Below are 17296 nucleotides of genomic sequence, written 5' to 3'. Positions count from 1 at the left end.
TAAAAACACATAATTTTGGAGAAAAATAAGAAAAACACTAAAAAAAACATAATTATGCTATACAACATGTAAAGAAATATATATATCTTTGCATCGTGTTATCAGAAATAACTCAAATACATTTACCGTTTAAGTTTTAATAGAAAAGAAAAATGAAAAAATTAGTATTATTTGCTGTTGCTGTTATTGCAATCTCTTTCGCATCATGTAGTAATAAAGCTGCTGAAGAAGCTAAAGCTAAAGCTACTGCTGACTCAATCGCTGCAGTTCAAGCTGCTGAAGAAGCTGCTGCTAAAGCAAAAGCTATTGAAGATTCAATCGCTACTGCTGCAAAAGCTATTGAAGATTCAATCGCTGCTGCTACTGCACCAAAGAAATAATCTGAGCTATAACAGCTAAAGATTACAGAAGCCTGTATGAGTGATACTCATATAGGTTTTTTTTATTAACTATTAATCAAGATTATTCACAATCTAAACTATTGTTTTAATGAATAATTCATCAAAAATAGTTACCTTTGCATGCTGAGCAGTAGAACACAAACAAAAATCATATTAAATGAAATCGGAGAAAGGGTATTGGGATATTGTAATAAAGCCTCGCGAAAACAATTTTTCCCTGAATATCGGTGAGATATGGAAGTATAGAGACCTCATAAAGAGGTATATACACCGGGACATCGTAACTGCATACAAACAAACAGTGCTAGGACCCTTATGGTACATCATCCAACCGTTGTTTACGACCATCACATATATGTTTTTGTTCGGAGGTATAGCAAATATCCCGACAGACGGTTTGCCTCAACCCCTATTCTACATGTCGGGGATATTGCTTTGGAACTATTTCGCTGAGTGCTTAGGCAGGGCTCAGGGCACATTCCTTAGCAATGCGGGTGTTTTCAGCAAAGTATATTTTCCCCGGATGGTCGTACCCATTTCGGGTGCAATCTCTACGATGCTGAAACTGGCCATTCAGATAGCAACATTCATTGTGATGTATTTATATTATATATACATTAAAGACGTAAGTATCGCACCTAATATATATATATTGCTGGTTCCACTTTTAATACTGATGATTGCATGCTTTGCCATCGGTACTGGGATTATCATTTCTTCAATGACCACGAAGTACCGGGATGTGGGTATTCTTATTGGTTTTCTGGTATCTCTGTGGATGTTTATAACCCCCATAGTGTATCCTTTATCGGTCATGTCGGAGAGATACAGCGAATATAAGTGGATTATAGCATTGAATCCGTTGTCCCCTATTGTTGAAACATTCAGGTTTGCCACTATGGGAACGGGTGAATTTTCGTGGGCTTCACTCAGTTACAGTTTCGGTGTTACGGTGGTAGTGATGATCGCCGGAATGGGAGTCTTTAATAAAGTTGAGAGGAACTTTATAGATGTCGTATAATAAAAAAACGAAAAATGTCAGATATAGCAATAAAATTTGAAAACGTATCGAAACAATATCGTCTTGGGGTGGTCGGTACGGGAACTATCAGCCACGACCTCAACCGCTGGTGGCATCTTGTAAGGGGCAAAGAAGACCCATACCTGAAAATAGGTGAGGCCAATGACAGAAGTTCCAAAGCTACAGGACAATATGTATGGGCGCTGAGGGATATAAATTTTGAGGTGCAACAAGGGGATGTAGTTGGTATTATAGGACGAAACGGAGCCGGAAAATCCACCCTCTTGAAATTATTATCGCGCGTAACGACACCCTCTACCGGATGCATAAAAGCAAAAGGGAGGATCGCTTCATTATTGGAAGTAGGAACAGGTTTTCATCCCGAACTAACCGGACGTGAAAATATCTACATGAATGGCACCATCATGGGTATGACCAAACATGAAATAACGGAAAAACTCGATGAGATCATTGCTTTTGCGGGGGTGGAAAGGTATATTGATACTCCGGCAAAAAGGTATTCGTCGGGTATGATGGTGCGTTTGGGCTTTGCTATCGCTGCGCATCTTGAGCCTGAAATACTGGTAGTTGACGAGGTACTGGCTGTTGGGGATGCCGAATTTCAGAAGAAAGCTATCGGAAAAATGCAGGATGTATCGAGAGGAGAAGGGAGGACGGTGTTGTTTGTGAGCCATAATATGCAATCGGTATCTACTTTAACGAACAACTGTGTATTATTAGTGAACGGAAAAATACATAGAATCGATAATACAAAAAATATAATTCAAGAATATTTATCATTAAATAATTCTGGAGAACTTGTATATACAGCAAATCCTAAAATAGATAAACCAAATATTGTTAAGGTTGAATGCATTACGTCTCATCCAAGTAACATACAGCAATTTGGGAAACCTATGAAAATTGTTATTGACGTATACACTCCCCATAAGATACCATCAGCAGCTGTTTCATATCAGATAATTAATTCACAAGGAATCCCAGTTACTCATATATTAAATATGCATGAAGAGATTCCTTTTGGAGATGAAAAAGGAACATATAGATTAAGCTCGGTTATTCCCTTTAGTCATCTATATCCAGATACTTATAGTTTAATTATTCATTACTCTGACAGAATCTCCAGAGAAAAATTCGAAACTCTTGAAAATGTTGTCCCATTTGAAGTCAAAATTTTTGAAGAGGTTCGAGACTACTATTGGGGAAAACGAAATGCTATTTATGTAGAAGACGCCTATTGGGAGATAGAAAAGATAAATTAAAGATATATGGTTGAGAAATATGATAATTTTATAAAAATACCTTTCACTACTGACAATTTAGACAGGTATTTTATCCGCTCATCTATCTTCAACGCACTAAAATCCAGTTTACCTTATTTCAAAGGAGAATTACTGGATGTAGGTTGTGGGCAAATGCCTTATCGCAAATATATTCTTGAAAATAGCAAAATCAATAAATATATCGGATTAGATATTGAAACGGCCATAGTGTATAACGAGGCTGTTAAACCCGATTATACATGGGATGGCAAGGCTATGCCTTTCGATGATGAAAGTTACAGCACTCTTATGGCTACTGAAGTTTTGGAACACTGCCCCGAACCAGAGCTTATATTACAAGAAATGAAAAGAGTACTAAAAAAAGATGGCTTTCTATTTCTTACGACACCATTTCTATGGCCTCTACATGAGACGCCGCATGATGAATACAGATATACTCCTTTCGCATTAAACCGACTTCTAAAAGACGCCGGATTCAATGACATTAAAATTTATGCAGGAGGTGGCTGGCATGCAAGTCTTGCTCAAATGTTGGGCTTATGGGTCAGAAGAAGTGGATTGTCTCCGAAAAAAAGGAATATTTTATCAATTTTGTTAAAACCTGTAATTAAGTATTTATTGAAAAAGGACACTCCTTCTTCTCATTTTCGTGAAAGTTTGATGATTACAAACCTATTTGTATCAGCGCAAAAATAAGTATGCAAAATGAAAATAAATTTAGCTCTCATATCTCCGAACCAGAACGCATATTCTGAAACATTTATTCAGAATCATAAAAAATATTTTGATGCTAATGTCAAGTTTTATTATGGAGGATATCTTCCTGTCTTTCTGGAAGAAGAAGCTTTGCTGGGACTAAATAAAAAAGAGAGAATAATCCGCTATATAAAAGAAAAAATCCTCAGAAAAAAACCGGAATATACAGAGAAAGAAAAAGCGTTAATTAATTCTTTCAGAAAACACGAAATAAATATCGTTTACGCCGAATACGGACCTTCGGGTGTTGCTGTTATGAAAGTCTGCAAAAAATTGGAATTACCTTTAATCGTAAATTTTCATGGATATGATGCATCTGTGACGGATATTCTTAAAGAATACAAAGACCTGTATCCAGAGATGTTCCAATATGCGTCAAAGATAATAGCAGTATCCAAATATATGTATAGCCGGTTGTTATCTCTTGGGTGTCCTCCCGAAAAATTAGAATACATAACATATGGGCCTGAGGACATTTTTTTCGATCAGACTCCTGCATATACAGAGAATGCATTCCTTGCAGTAGGCAGATTTGTAGATAAAAAAGCGCCATATTATACCATTCTGGCATTCAAAAAGGTAGTAGAGAAATATCCTGATGCGAAACTATATATCGCGGGAGAAGGCCCATTATTCAATGCATGCATCAACTTATCACATTATCTAAAGATACATTCAAACGTCCGCTTTCTTGGTAAATGCAAACATGAAGACTTAATGCCTTATTATGCTAAAGTAAAGGGATATGTACAACATTCGGTAACTGCTTCGAACGGAGATATGGAAGGTACTCCTGTAGCTATTTTGGAAGCCTCTGCCGCTGCACTCCCTGTTGTATCGACCATACATGCCGGAATTCCAGATGTGATTATCGATGGTGAAACAGGTTTACTGGTAAAAGAACATGATGTGGAAGAGATGGCAGAAAAAATGATATGGATATTGGAAAATCCTCAGCAAGCCGTTAAAATGGGTGAGACTGGAAGAAAAAACATCATGGAAAACTTCAGTATGAATATGCATTTAAAGAAGTTGAATACACTAATAGAACAAGTCTGTAATAAAAATTGCAACGCATGAATCCGCCTCTATTCTCAATCTTAATAGCCAATTACAACAACGGCCGCTTCCTTGCAGAAGCCCTGGAGAGTGTTTACAGGCAATCATATAGCAATTGGGAAGTTATAATCGTGGATGATCATTCAGATGACAATTCATTTACGATATACAATCAATTAAAAAATGATGAGCGTATAAAAATATACTACAATAGTGAAAATCAGGGAGCCGGATTTACCAAAAGAAAATGCGTGGAAATGGCTGCCGGAGAAATATGCGGTTTCCTTGACCCTGACGACGCTTTAACTCCTGATGCCATAATGGATATGGTAAGCCTCCACTCCAAAATGCCAGATTATTCTATAATTCATTCAAAATTATTTTATTGTGATGAGAATTTGAATATTAAGAGCGAATACACACATGGTCGGAACGTCATTCCTTTCCAACCAATGTTTTTTAATCTTGAAGGGGAAATTTCTCACTTTTGCACATTTAAAAAAGAAATATATGATAACACAGATGGTATAGATCCTTATCAGAGAAGGGCTGTAGATCAGGACTTATATTTAAAACTATATGATGCGGGGAGAACATTCTATTGGGATAAATCTCTATATTTATATAGGATACATGAAAACGGAATATCTACAACCAACAATATAGATAAAGCATACTATTGGAGATGGGTCGTCAATATAAATACAGCCAAAAGGCGAAATATAAATATCGAGAACCTTTTTTTAGACTCATTTGTTTCAAAGATGGACTATGACTCCCTTTTCAAAGAATACTGGAGATTGAAAAAATATAAAAAACTGAATGAACTTTTACATAAAATAAATAGTATTTTCAAAAGTCGTAAAGAAGTAGAATAAATTATTATGCCACAAATCTCCGTCATAGTCCCCTGCTATAATCAGGCACAATATTTACCGGAAGCATTACAATCCGTATTAGATCAGTCTTTTCCCGATTGGGAATGCATAATAGTAAATGATGGCTCACCAGATAATACCGAAGCTGTCGCTCATGAATGGTGTGATAAAGACTGCCGGTTTAAATATTTGAAAAAAGAAAATGGAGGATTAAGTTCTGCCAGAAATGCAGGAATAAATATGGCTGAAGGAGAATGGATACTCCCCCTCGATGCAGACGACAAAATTGGTAAAGAATATATATCATTAGCTCTTGACGCTATAAAATACAGTCCTGATATTGGAATTATATATGCAGATGCGTTCTTATTTGGAGAAAAGGAAGGCAAATGGAATCTACCAGAGTATAATTATAGAGATATTTTGAAGTCAAATATGATATACTGTTCTGCATTTTATAAAAAAGAAGATTGGACTATAATCGGAGGTTATGATATCAATTTGATTCATGGTTGGGAAGACTGGGAATTCTGGATACATTTACTTAGTACAACACAAAAAGAAGTCCTGAAACTTCCGTATATCGGGTTCTATTACAGAATAAAAGAAAATTCAATGATAGAGTTCCTCAAAAAAGATAATAATAAACGACAAAAAATCAATGTGTATGTACAAAAAAAGCATTTAGATATTTATATAAAGGAATTTGGTACATATCAAGAGGTACTAAGTGTAAATGATTGGTTAATATCATGCAATAATGCCTTATCACATAAGGTTTATCGATACGAAAATTTTATGCCTATCAAGATTCTAAAAGTATTGCATTCTTCGTTCAAACGCATATTTGATAAAAAATGGTTTCAATAATCCTCCCCAACTACAATCATGCGCCTTTCTTAAAGCAACGCATTGACAGTATTTTGAATCAAACTTTTCAAGACTTCGAACTGATAATACTGGATGATTGTTCAACAGATAATAGCCGGGATATAATCGAAGTATACAGGAAAAATCCGCATATAAGTCATATTATTTATAATGAAACCAATTCCGGTTCTCCATTCAAACAATGGCGTAAAGGTATTGATTTGGCAAAAGGAGAATATATCTGGATTGCTGAAAGTGATGATTGGTGTGAATCAACACTCGTTGAAACACTAATACCGCCCTTAGATGCTGACGAGCAAATTACTTTTGGATTTGTTCAATCCTATTATATAGTTGAAAACGAGATTAAATGGATTTCGAAAGAAGATTATTTAGAGAATTCGGTTGAAGGGCGAATGTTTATAAAAAGCCATTTATTGTATAGAAATGCAGTATTTAACGCCAGTATGGCGATCTTTAAAAAAAAGTATTTTGATGCAATAAACAACCATATTTATACGAATTACAAGTTTTGCGGTGACTGGCTGTTTTGGGGATTAATGGCAGCACAGGGAAAAGTTTTCATCAGTGGTAAGATTTTGAATTTCTTCAGAAAACATGTTGCCGATGTAAGTGGCGGAGCCTACTCCTCTGGTCTTAATTATTTGGAGGAATTTGATGTTTTACAATCCTTTTATGAGAATGGATATATCGAAAAGAGTGAATTAAAAAATGCATTACATGCGAAATATGATAATTTTACATTAAAAAGAGTGAATTTGCCAAGCGACAAAATTGCCGAAATAGATCAGAAATTTAGCAACTATATTGATATCCGGCATGTAAAAAATAATAAATTCGTGTGTTTAAAAATAAAAAATGTTTTATACTCATGCAAAAACAAGATAATAAGGGCATTTCGATAATTATTTGTTGCTATAACAGTACGGCCAGACTGCCAGAGACTATCCGACACATTGCTTTGCAAGAAGTAGATGATAATATTTCGTGGGAATTGATAATCATAAATAATGCCTCAACAGATAATTTGGAAACTGTAGCTTATTCCGAATGGGAAAAATACAAAAATACAAAGGCGGGTTTTTCCATTGTTGAGGAAGTGCAACAAGGGCAAACATATGCAAGAAGAAAAGGCGTTTCTATGGCTCAATATGAATATGTCCTGTTCTGCGACGACGATAACTGGCTGCACCACGATTACTTGCAAAATGCTTTTCGTATCATGGAGACCAATCCTCAAATAGGGGCATTAGGCGGACAAGGAGAAGCAGTTAGTGATGTTAATTTCCCTGATTGGTTTGAAGATTTTAGTGACGGATATGCTGTAGGAAAGCAAGACAAAGATAGTGGCGATATTTCGCAAAAAGGATATCTATGGGGAGCAGGAATGGTAACTCGATTAAGTTTATTAATCAAAATATTTGATGTGACATATCCGATGTTATTGAGTGGCAGAAGTGAGGAGAAATTGACCTCAGGTGATGATTCGGAAATATCCCAACGTATATTGTTAATGGGATACCATCTATTCTACAGCCAGGAATTACGTTTTAAGCATTTCATTCCCCATAACAGACTGACATGGAAATATAAAAAGAAGCTGTTTGAAGGATTTACGTATTCAGGGACTTACGTATTAAACAATTATATGATAGCCAATCAGTATCTACATGTTTCAAAGACTAAACTTTTGAGTAGTATATTTAAGTTAAGTGTGAAAAATATCTTGTGGATAGTTCTTTCCAGAAACAGAAAAGCTATTGAATCACAGTTGTCTTGGGAAAAAGCATTTTTCTTTGGTAATGCCAAATTTCTTACAGATGCAAATTCTCGTGCTATATTTCAATTTTATTTGAAATATGGTCGTGAAAACTTTGCAATAAAATGAAACTATCCATCATAACAATCAACTTCAATAATGCTGCCGGATTGCAAAAGACAATCGAAAGCATTGTATGTCAAAGAAACGCCGGCTTTGAATATATTGTTATTGATGGTAGTTCTACCGACAGCAGTGTAGATATTATAAAAAAGCAGGCAGACCGGATAACATATTGGGTCAGCGAACCCGATACAGGAATTTATAATGCCATGAATAAAGGAATACGGAAAGCCACAGGGGAATATCTCTTATTTGTAAATAGCGGCGATACAATCATGGGAAATACTGATTTGAGTTCTATAATAGAGAAGCTCGCATCTGGAGAGGATATAATCTATTACAACCTCGAAATCGCCGAAACAAACGGCAACGCCTATATTAAAACCTATCCGGACAATCCGGATTTCAAATATTTTGCTGAAGATACTTTACCCCATACAGCCTCTTTTATCAAAAGAAAGAGACTGATCGATTATGGCTATTATTCTGAAGAAAAAAAGATAGCGTCCGATTGGGCCTTCTTTATCGATGCCATTTGTTCGCTCAACTGTAAGTATAAACATATAAATCAGTGTTTTTCCACATTTTATATAGACGGGATTAGTTCCGACTTTCAAAACAGGAAACTCCTGGAAAAAGAACGGGACATGCATATAGCCCTGACTTATCCCTTATACAATACCATCTACAAAGACTGGATGGAAAAAAAGCAGGAACTATATAAACTAAAAAAGTCAGTCAGTGTTCAATTTCTTAAAAAGATAGGATTATTAAAATGGCTGAAACTATAAATACGATACACAATCCGCTTATTTCGGTGATAGTCCCTTGTTATAACCAGGCACAATATCTATCCGAAGCCCTGCAATCTCTGATCGGCCAGACATACCCGCATTGGGAATGTATTATTATTGATGACGGATCTCCGGACAATACAGAGGACGTTGCAAATGAGTGGCTCAGGAAAGATCAGCGATTCATCTATTTCCGGAAGAAAAATGGCGGAGTGTCTGATACCCGCAACTTTGGCATAGCTCACTCCACAGGAGAATTCATCATTCCTTTGGATGCTGATGATAAGATAGGTCCCCATTACTTTTCTAGGGCGATGGAAGTGTTCTCCGCGATGCCTGAGACCAAGTTGGTATATAGTAATACTCTTTTGTTCGGAAATATAGAAAAGGAGCTAATAAAACCAGCATTCTCTTTTCCCCAAATGCTGAAAGAGAACCAGATACATAATTCAGCAATATTCAGAAAGAGTGCTTTCCAGGAGACAGATGGTTACAACATAAACATGGTTGAAGGGCTGGAAGATTGGGATTTTTATCTATCATTGATAAAACCGGAGGACAAAGTTGTGAAGCTAGATGATTTCCACTACCTATACCGAATCAAGGACATTTCTCGTTCCACATTGATAGATAGTATAAAAAATGAAAAACTATTACTTCAAATCTTCAGGAATCACCTACCTTTGTATCTTGAATATTTCAATCCGATAAGAGACCATATTGAAGCAACCTACTATAAATGGGAAGCCAATTTATATAAGAACTCGATAGAATATAAGATAGGAGACTTTTTTTTATCTCCCGTCAAATACATAAGGAAAGTATTCCGAAGGATTTTTTCCGGGGAAAAGGACTAATACAAACTAAGGTTACAGACCTGTTTATTACTTTGATATATATAACCACAACAGGTAGTTATGTTATAAGAATGCATCATTAAACACGTTATTTTACCTATAATGAAGATAAACGTCATACTCATAACATATAATCAGGCTGCATATATGCCTCAGACGCTCGAAAGCATACTGATGCAGGAGACTGTGCATGATGTGGAGATCATTGTGGCTGACGATTGTTCTTCCGACAACACGGTAGATATCATAAAAGAATACGAAAATAAAACCGGGTTCAAATTCACATACCTTCAAAAACCCCATAATGTAGGCTATAATAAAAATTACCGGCAAGCCTTTGCCGCCTGTACGGGTGATTATGTCGCTATCATGGAAGGAGATGATTATTGGCTGAAACCAGATCACATACAAAATCATATAGACCATCTCGATGCTCACGCAGAATCTTCGATGAGTTACAACAGGCATTTACGACTGTTTATAGATCAAGATAGAGAAGAAATATTCGACTGGACAGGTAACAATGATTACGAGCTTATTACAATCGAACAACTCGCCCTGGGAAATAAGATAGGTAACCTGTCATGCTGTGTTTTCAGAGGTAAATATGTGCGAAATCTTGATCCCAAGCTGTTCGATATGGAGATTGCCGACTGGATGCTGGGTATGTATATGGGACAATTCGGGCCTTTACTCTACCTTAAAGATGTTACTTCCGCTTACCGCATACACGACAACGGACAATGGTCGAAAATGGATAATAAAACACAGTATCTGCGAATCATAGAATTTATAAACGAATACGACAGATACTTCAATTATAAATATACAGAGGCTTTTACAAAACATAAACGAAGGCTGGAAATACTACTCTATGGAGACAAATCGCTACGTGGACGTATAAAAAGTATTACCCCGGAATTTATCCGAAAAATAATTCGTAAATTATGAGTTATAAATTATAAATTGAGTAACTTGTTTATTTGTAACCTGTCCGCCAAGACTTGTAACTCGTAACTCGTAACTCGTAACTGTAAAATTATGAGCAAACAAATATTTGTAACACAACCGGCTCTGCCGCCATTGGATGAATTCATCCCTTATCTGCAACAGATATGGGACAATAAGATATTGACTAATAACGGGCCTTTTCACCAACAATTCGAACAGGAACTGGCCGATTACCTCGGGGTGAAATATATCTCGGTATTTTCTAACGGTACACTGGCACTCATTACGGCATTACAGGCTCTGCGTATAACGGGAGAAGTAATAACCACGCCATTCAGCTTTGTAGCAACCACCCATTCCCTCTGGTGGAATAATATCAAGCCTGTATTTGTGGACATCGACGATAAATATTACAATATAGACCCGGCAAAGATAGAAGCAGCCATAACCCCGCAAACTACAGCGATCATGCCTGTGCATGTATATGGCAATCCTTGCAATGTAGAGGAAATACAACGTATTGCCGATATATACGGTCTGCGGGTAATCTATGATGCGGCCCATGCTTTTTCTGTAAAAAAAGACGGGCAATCGGTGATGAACTGGGGCGACCTTTCAATACTGAGTTTCCATGCCACAAAAGTATATAACACAATTGAAGGCGGTGCGATCGTTTGCCAGGATGAAAAGACCAAGCAACGTATCGACTTACTCAAGAACTTTGGATTCCGTAACGAAACCACCGTCATCGAACCGGGCATCAATGCGAAGATGAATGAACTGCAGGCCGCTTATGGTTCCCTCCAGCTCAAATACGTAGACGGCTATATAGCCAAACGCCTGGAACTGGCAAAACTATATGATAGTCTGTTGAAAGATATTCCCGGAGTATCTTACATGGAAGTTGCCAAAGGTGTACAACACACCTACCCGTATTATCCTGTGCGGATCAATACGGCAGAATATGGTATGAGCCGTGATGACCTCTATTTCAAATTACAGGAATATGATATTTTCGGACGACGGTACTTCTATCCGCTTATCAGTGATTTCCCTACATACAAAGGGTTACCATCCGCAAGCGTAGGAAATCTTCCGGTAGCCGGACAGGTTTCGAAAGAAATTGTGTGCCTTCCGATATATGCCAACCTGGAATTTGATGAAGTACGAAAAATCTGTGATTTAATAAAACAATTTGCAACCAGATAAAATACTGAGTGCACACCGTTGTAACTCGTAACTTGTAACTAAATGATGAAACTGGGAATAATGCAGCCGTATTTTCTGCCGTATATCGGATATTTCCAATTATTGAATGCTGTCGACAAATATGTAATTTACGATAATATCCAATATACTAAGAAAGGCTGGATTAACAGAAACAGAATTCTGCAAAACGGCAAAGATTTGATGATTACTATTCCGCTGGAAAAAGATTCGGATTATCTGGATGTCAAAGATCGATGTTTATCAGTTGGTTTCGATAAAAAGAAATTATTAAATCAAATAAGAGAATCTTACCGGAAAGCTCCTTATTTTGAATCGGTAATGTCTTTAATCGAGAGAATCGTCAATTACAACGATACCAATCTGTTTCACTATATAGATAATTCTGTTCGGGAAATATGCAGATATTTGGGAATTAATACAGAGATAATTATATCCTCCTCTCTCAACATTGATCATTCACTAAAAGGACAGGATAAAGTGATTGCAATCTGTAAGAAGTTGAAAGCTACGGATTATTATAATGCAACCGGGGGGCAGGAATTGTATTCTCCCGAAGAATTTAAGAAAGAAAATATAAACCTGCATTTTATTTCTTCCAATCCGATTGAATACAAGCAATTTGCAAATGAATTTGTACCTTGGCTTTCCGTATTGGATGTAATGATGTTCAATTCTTTAGAGGATATACCTGCAATATTAGATAATTATAAATTAATATAATCCAACTTATATATGGAAAGGAGTAAAGGTGAAATCATTGTACCGGAAGAACTCGTTAAACTTCTTAATGATAATAATGAAGAAAAGGAGTTCTTTGAGAGTCTTACAGATGGATATAAACGGGGATATTGTGATTGGGTAGGCGGAGCCAAACAACAGGCAACACGGGAAGTAAGAGCCGGAAAGGCTTTAATTATGTTGAAAAACAAACAGAAAACGCTCAAAACATAACTGTATCGGATGAAAGAAATAGGCGGATACTTCGAACTTCAGCTCCGTAAAGGTGAGCATTATCACAAAGGAGCGGTGCAGCTGAATACTGCCCGTAATTGCCTCGAATATATTTTGAAAGCAAAGAAGTATAAAAAGATATATATTCCATATCTCAATTCGGAGGTAATATGGGAGCCTATAAAGAAATTAGGCCTCGAATCTGAATTCTACTCTGTTGATTTCAATATAGATCCGGTTTTCGGAAAGGAACTGGCTGATGATGAAGTATTCCTTTATTCAGACATATATGGGATCAAATGCAATACTGTCGAAAAACTGGTCCGGAAGTTCGGCAAACAACTCATTGTGGATAATACCCATGCATTCTATTCCAGGCCATACGAAGGGATAGATACAATCTACTCTCCACGCAAGTTTTTCGGACTGCCCGACGGCGCGTACCTTTATACAGATACGTTACTGGATGAAGTATTCGAGCAGGATATGGCCATTCCGCATATGACGCACCTGATGAAGCGTATCGAATATGGGAATGCAGGCGCAGCCTATCAGGATTATCTGGACTATTGCGCCAGCCTTATCAATCAGCCGGTAAAGAGGATGTCTAATCTGGCAAATGCCTTGCTGGCGAATATAGATTACGAAAATCTGAAACAAAGGCAGATAAGCAACTTTAAGTACCTGCATTCTGTCTTAGGTAAAGATAATATATATAAGTTCGACAACTTCCCCGAAGATACCTGTCCACTCAGCTATATGTTCTATTCGGAAGATCCGGACCTGAGAAAAAAGCTGATAGATAATAAGATCTTTGTTTCGACATACTGGAAAGCGACACTGGACTTGGTAGAGAAAGATTCGGCCGAATACAGGATTGTAAATTATCTTTTACCTTTACCTTGTGATCATCGGTACGATGAGGAGGATATGAGAAGAATCGTAAAAGTGATTCGTTCTTAAAAAAGGATTACAGGACAAGAGCCCAGATGAGTATTAGCAGTACAATCAAAGCTGCCGCAAATGCAGCAGTGACCAGAGCTGTAAATTGCAGATTTTTTGACCTTGTATCTTTGTCTTTCTTTCTCATTCCCAAATATGCTAAAAAAATAATGATATAAAAGAAGCAATAAGACTGTAATCTAACATTCCTTTAGTAAATAATTCTGTAAAAAATGGACAGTAAAAAAGATATATTGGTCTCCGTTTCCATGATTACCTACAATCATGAGAAGTTTATAGCTGAAGCTATTGAAGGAATAGTGATGCAAAAAACAACCTTTCCCTTCGAACTGGTTATCGGCGAAGATTGCAGCACAGATAACACACGGGCCATATGCATTGAATATCAGAAGAAATACCCCGACATTATCCGCCTTAGGTTAGCCGAAACCAATCAGGGCATGATGCTTAACTGGATAAACAATATAAACTCCGGACAAGGCAAATACATTGCTCTTTGCGATGGTGACGACTACTGGACCGATCCATATAAACTACAGAAGCAGGTAGACTTTATGGAAGCCAATCCCGGTTTCACCTTGTGTTCGCATAAGACCTATACACTGCTGTGCGGCGTCCTGGACGAAAATATAGAAATGGAGCGGGATGTATTGACAACGGAAGATCTCATCAGCAAGGATTGGGGATTGCTCACCGCCTCTATCCTTTTCCGCAAAGACGCACATAAAGCTCCCGATTGGTATTACACCGTAAAGAACGGTGACTATGCCCTGCAACTCATTGTATCCCTGTCGGGCAAAATCAAGTTCCTGCCTGAATATATGGCAGTGTACCGGCAGCATCTGGGCGGGATGTCATCCACATTGAAACCCTTAAACCAAACCGCATGGATGGTATATTTATTGCATGAATTCGATAAATACACCTGTCATATGTATAAAAAGACTGTCAAAGATCGCATAAAAAGGATATACCGTATACAGATATACTATGCCAGGGGCTACAGCCTGAGAAAAGCCGCTGCTGTTCTCACTTTGTTTCAGAAATTATCCTTTATCAATCCGTTCCTTATAGAATCGCAACGTAAATAAATATGAAACTGTCCATTATAACCATAAACCTGAATGACAAAGCTGGTCTGCAAAAGACTATCGACAGTGTTGTTTCACAAACATTTACCGACTATGAGTTTATCATCATCGACGGCAAGTCCACTGACGGCAGTATAGACCTTATCCGCAAATATGAAGATAAGATATCATACTGGGTAAGTGAAAAGGACAGCGGCATATACAACGCTCAAAACAAAGGCATAAAGCAAGCCGAAGGCGAATATCTGTACTTTCTGAACTCCGGCGATGCCTTATATGAAAAAGACACACTGGAAAAAGTCTTTTCCGGTGACCCGCACGACCCTTTCATCTGCGGCAGCTTCTATATGGAGCAAAAAGGCAAACTGGAAGCAGACGCCTCATACAAAGAACGTGACTGGCATATGGCCATCTACGAACTGTTTTCCGGATTCCTTTGCCATCAGGCATTCTTTATCCATCGCAGCAATTTCGAAAAATATGGACTGTACGACGAAAGCCTGCGGGTAGTCGCCGACTGGAAACTATTCTTTCAGGGAATAGGGATCGACCAGCTACCGGTAAAATATGTAGACACATTTATCGTCATCTACAATATGGAAGGATTCAGTACCCGGATTGGCGGCAGTGTCATATATCCTGAAAAACTGAAAGTCTGCCGTGAATTCCTCAACGAAAATGCAGTCAGGAAACTGGAACGGCTCTATTACCTCGAACAAAACGGCTTTGTCACCGATATAATGAAGTCTAAGCGTTGGATATACAACGGGTTCCGTGCATTCTGCAAAATCGGGCGTATCTTCGGTTTCATAAAGGGCTAATCCACCACATTCACTTCGCTTTCGGGTATATTTGCTGAACGTATGCGCCATTCCTGCGGATAAAGGTTATTGGCACGGTTCCCTATATTTTTTACAAATCCGAATGGCATATCCTTATATGTCAAAAGAATATAGCCTTTCGGCATATCCTGTAATATCAGGGCTTCCTTTCTCAGATAGCTTACCGCGGTTTTCCAATCCGCGTCGTAAGTATCGAAAGCTTCTATATTCAGATTATTACTCAAAGCCAATGATTGCGCGGGGATAAAATCCTTTCCTTTAAACTCTCCCAAACAGATACCTTCCGATACAATATTCAAACCGGAATTTAAGATACAGACATCATTATACAGTTCTTCCTTAAAGGCATACCAGGAATCCCCCTTCGGATAAAACACAAATTGCTCCTTATCCAAAATATAATCTTTATACCGGTCAGGCAATTCCACCCTGTTCTTTTTCTCATTCCTTTTCCTTCTGAAGTCGGTACGGACACCCTCTTCCCGCTGCTTCCGCAATAAAGCGAAGAAGAAACCTTCCCCCGCCGTCTTATGAGGAAAAAAACGGCAGGCAGGGATACCCTCCGCAAAAGACGGGCTTATCCCCCACTCTTCCGGTATATCCACCGGCAATACTTCTGCTCCTAATTCATCGCGTATCCACTCTACATTTTCTTCATTCTCTTCCGGGTTATAGGTACATGTACTGTATAATAATAACCCGTCAGGTTTTAATGCAGGCCATATATCCGCTAAAATCCGCTGCTGGCGTTCTTTGCATAAGTTTACATTATCAACAGACCATTCGGATATTGCTCCCTCATCTTTCCGGAACATACCCTCACCCGAACAGGGGGCATCGACAAGTATAATATCGAAGAAACCTTTCAGCTTGCCTATATGGGCGGGGTCATTATTTATTACCACAACATTCGGATTACCCCATTTAGTCATATTTTCAGCCAGGATATTTGCCCGTGAACGGATTACTTCGTTCGATACCAGCAAACTATCCCCACTTAATAAATCGGCTATCAGAGTAGATTTGCCACCGGGAGCCGCGCACAAGTCCAAAACTCTTGCATCTCCCTCAACATACTGACTCAACGCCTGCCCTACAAACATAGAAGACGCTTCCTGCACATAATAACATCCCGCATGAAACAACGGATCGAACGTAAATTGCGGCCGTTTGCCGAGATAGTAACCTGTATCACACCAGGGGACTTTAGCTCCGGACATTTTTTTCCGTTTCTTTTTATTCAAACGGATACTTGTTGGCGAATCACTGCTTAATGCTGCGACAAACTCGTCCCATTCTTCTCTCAAGAGCGGTTTGGTCCGTATTATAAAATCATCAGGTAAATTCATTTTTTCAGTTATTGGTTCCCCGGCCCACAAAGAGGGAACATCAGATATTACTTATAACCTCCCTGCAGCCTCCCCC

The 17296-nt window shown here is 38.0% G+C and carries 19 protein-coding genes; 18 read left to right on the top strand and 1 reads right to left on the bottom strand.

The window, feature by feature from the left end; genetic code table 11:
- Positions 1-152: 152 nt before the first annotated feature.
- The 18 genes from ACFO6W_RS05915 to ACFO6W_RS05830 all read left to right on the top strand — a co-directional run bounded on the left by ACFO6W_RS05915 (position 153) and on the right by ACFO6W_RS05830 (position 15850).
- Positions 153-380, top strand: a complete 228-nt coding sequence (locus ACFO6W_RS05915) for a hypothetical protein (RefSeq protein ID WP_379994460.1) — start codon at positions 153-155, stop codon at positions 378-380.
- A gap of 178 nt (positions 381-558) precedes the next feature.
- Positions 559-1422 (top strand): ABC transporter permease, encoded by an 864-nt coding sequence (locus ACFO6W_RS05910; protein ID WP_379994459.1) that lies wholly within the window; start codon positions 559-561, stop codon positions 1420-1422.
- A gap of 14 nt (positions 1423-1436) precedes the next feature.
- Entirely contained in the window at positions 1437-2705 is a 1269-nt protein-coding gene (locus ACFO6W_RS05905) for an ABC transporter ATP-binding protein (RefSeq protein ID WP_379994458.1), read from the top strand.
- 6 nt (positions 2706-2711) lie between these two features.
- Complete coding sequence (locus ACFO6W_RS05900; protein WP_379994457.1) at positions 2712-3422, top strand: class I SAM-dependent methyltransferase; 711 nt, start codon at positions 2712-2714, stop codon at positions 3420-3422.
- A gap of 9 nt (positions 3423-3431) precedes the next feature.
- Positions 3432-4562: a glycosyltransferase gene (locus tag ACFO6W_RS05895; protein WP_379994456.1), complete on the top strand. Its 1131-nt coding sequence runs from the start codon at positions 3432-3434 to the stop codon at positions 4560-4562.
- Entirely contained in the window at positions 4559-5419 is an 861-nt protein-coding gene (locus tag ACFO6W_RS05890; RefSeq protein ID WP_379994455.1) for a glycosyltransferase family 2 protein, read from the top strand. The genes ACFO6W_RS05895 and ACFO6W_RS05890 overlap by 4 nt, the downstream gene beginning before the upstream one ends.
- Before the next feature lie 6 nt (positions 5420-5425).
- The gene (locus ACFO6W_RS05885) at positions 5426-6289 is read left to right on the top strand and encodes a glycosyltransferase family 2 protein (protein ID WP_379994454.1); all 864 of its coding nucleotides are present in this window, start codon (positions 5426-5428) and stop codon (positions 6287-6289) included.
- Positions 6277-7215: a glycosyltransferase family 2 protein gene (locus ACFO6W_RS05880; protein ID WP_379994453.1), complete on the top strand. Its 939-nt coding sequence runs from the start codon at positions 6277-6279 to the stop codon at positions 7213-7215. The genes ACFO6W_RS05885 and ACFO6W_RS05880 overlap by 13 nt, the downstream gene beginning before the upstream one ends.
- Positions 7182-8198 carry a glycosyltransferase gene (locus tag ACFO6W_RS05875; protein WP_379994452.1) on the top strand — a complete coding sequence of 339 codons (1017 nt, stop codon included), beginning with the start codon at positions 7182-7184 and terminating at the stop codon, positions 8196-8198. The genes ACFO6W_RS05880 and ACFO6W_RS05875 overlap by 34 nt, the downstream gene beginning before the upstream one ends.
- A complete protein-coding gene (locus ACFO6W_RS05870) occupies positions 8195-8983 on the top strand; it encodes a glycosyltransferase family 2 protein (RefSeq protein ID WP_379994450.1) in 789 nt (262 codons plus the stop codon). Before ACFO6W_RS05875 ends, ACFO6W_RS05870 begins: the two co-directional genes overlap by 4 nt.
- A complete protein-coding gene (locus tag ACFO6W_RS05865) occupies positions 8968-9843 on the top strand; it encodes a glycosyltransferase family 2 protein (RefSeq protein ID WP_379994449.1) in 876 nt (291 codons plus the stop codon). The genes ACFO6W_RS05870 and ACFO6W_RS05865 overlap by 16 nt, the downstream gene beginning before the upstream one ends.
- A gap of 102 nt (positions 9844-9945) precedes the next feature.
- Positions 9946-10794, top strand: coding sequence for a glycosyltransferase (locus ACFO6W_RS05860; RefSeq protein WP_379994448.1), 849 nt, complete (start codon positions 9946-9948; stop codon positions 10792-10794).
- Between the two features lie 90 nt (positions 10795-10884).
- Positions 10885-12003 (top strand): DegT/DnrJ/EryC1/StrS family aminotransferase, encoded by a 1119-nt coding sequence (locus ACFO6W_RS05855; protein ID WP_379994447.1) that lies wholly within the window; start codon positions 10885-10887, stop codon positions 12001-12003.
- A 42-nt stretch (positions 12004-12045) separates the two neighbouring features.
- Positions 12046-12744 carry a WbqC family protein gene (locus ACFO6W_RS05850; protein ID WP_379994446.1) on the top strand — a complete coding sequence of 233 codons (699 nt, stop codon included), beginning with the start codon at positions 12046-12048 and terminating at the stop codon, positions 12742-12744.
- A 12-nt stretch (positions 12745-12756) separates the two neighbouring features.
- Positions 12757-12975 carry a YdeI/OmpD-associated family protein gene (locus ACFO6W_RS05845; RefSeq protein WP_379994445.1) on the top strand — a complete coding sequence of 73 codons (219 nt, stop codon included), beginning with the start codon at positions 12757-12759 and terminating at the stop codon, positions 12973-12975.
- A 9-nt stretch (positions 12976-12984) separates the two neighbouring features.
- Complete coding sequence (locus tag ACFO6W_RS05840) at positions 12985-13938, top strand: hypothetical protein (RefSeq protein ID WP_379994444.1); 954 nt, start codon at positions 12985-12987, stop codon at positions 13936-13938.
- A 212-nt stretch (positions 13939-14150) separates the two neighbouring features.
- Positions 14151-15029 (top strand): glycosyltransferase, encoded by an 879-nt coding sequence (locus tag ACFO6W_RS05835; protein ID WP_379994443.1) that lies wholly within the window; start codon positions 14151-14153, stop codon positions 15027-15029.
- Between the two features lie 2 nt (positions 15030-15031).
- Complete coding sequence (locus ACFO6W_RS05830) at positions 15032-15850, top strand: glycosyltransferase family 2 protein (protein WP_379994441.1); 819 nt, start codon at positions 15032-15034, stop codon at positions 15848-15850.
- Here the strand turns inward: ACFO6W_RS05830 and ACFO6W_RS05825 are convergent.
- Positions 15847-17220, bottom strand: coding sequence for a methyltransferase RsmF C-terminal domain-like protein (locus tag ACFO6W_RS05825; RefSeq protein WP_379994440.1), 1374 nt, complete (start codon positions 17218-17220; stop codon positions 15847-15849). The genes ACFO6W_RS05830 and ACFO6W_RS05825 overlap by 4 nt on opposite strands.
- Between the last annotated feature and the right edge of the window lie 76 nt (positions 17221-17296).

It is taken from the genome of Dysgonomonas termitidis (assembly GCF_042654545.1).
GTDB classification, from domain to species: domain Bacteria; phylum Bacteroidota; class Bacteroidia; order Bacteroidales; family Dysgonomonadaceae; genus Dysgonomonas; species Dysgonomonas termitidis.
The sequence above is the reverse complement of the archived record's forward strand: the minus strand, read 5'-3'. Positions and strand labels throughout refer to the sequence as shown.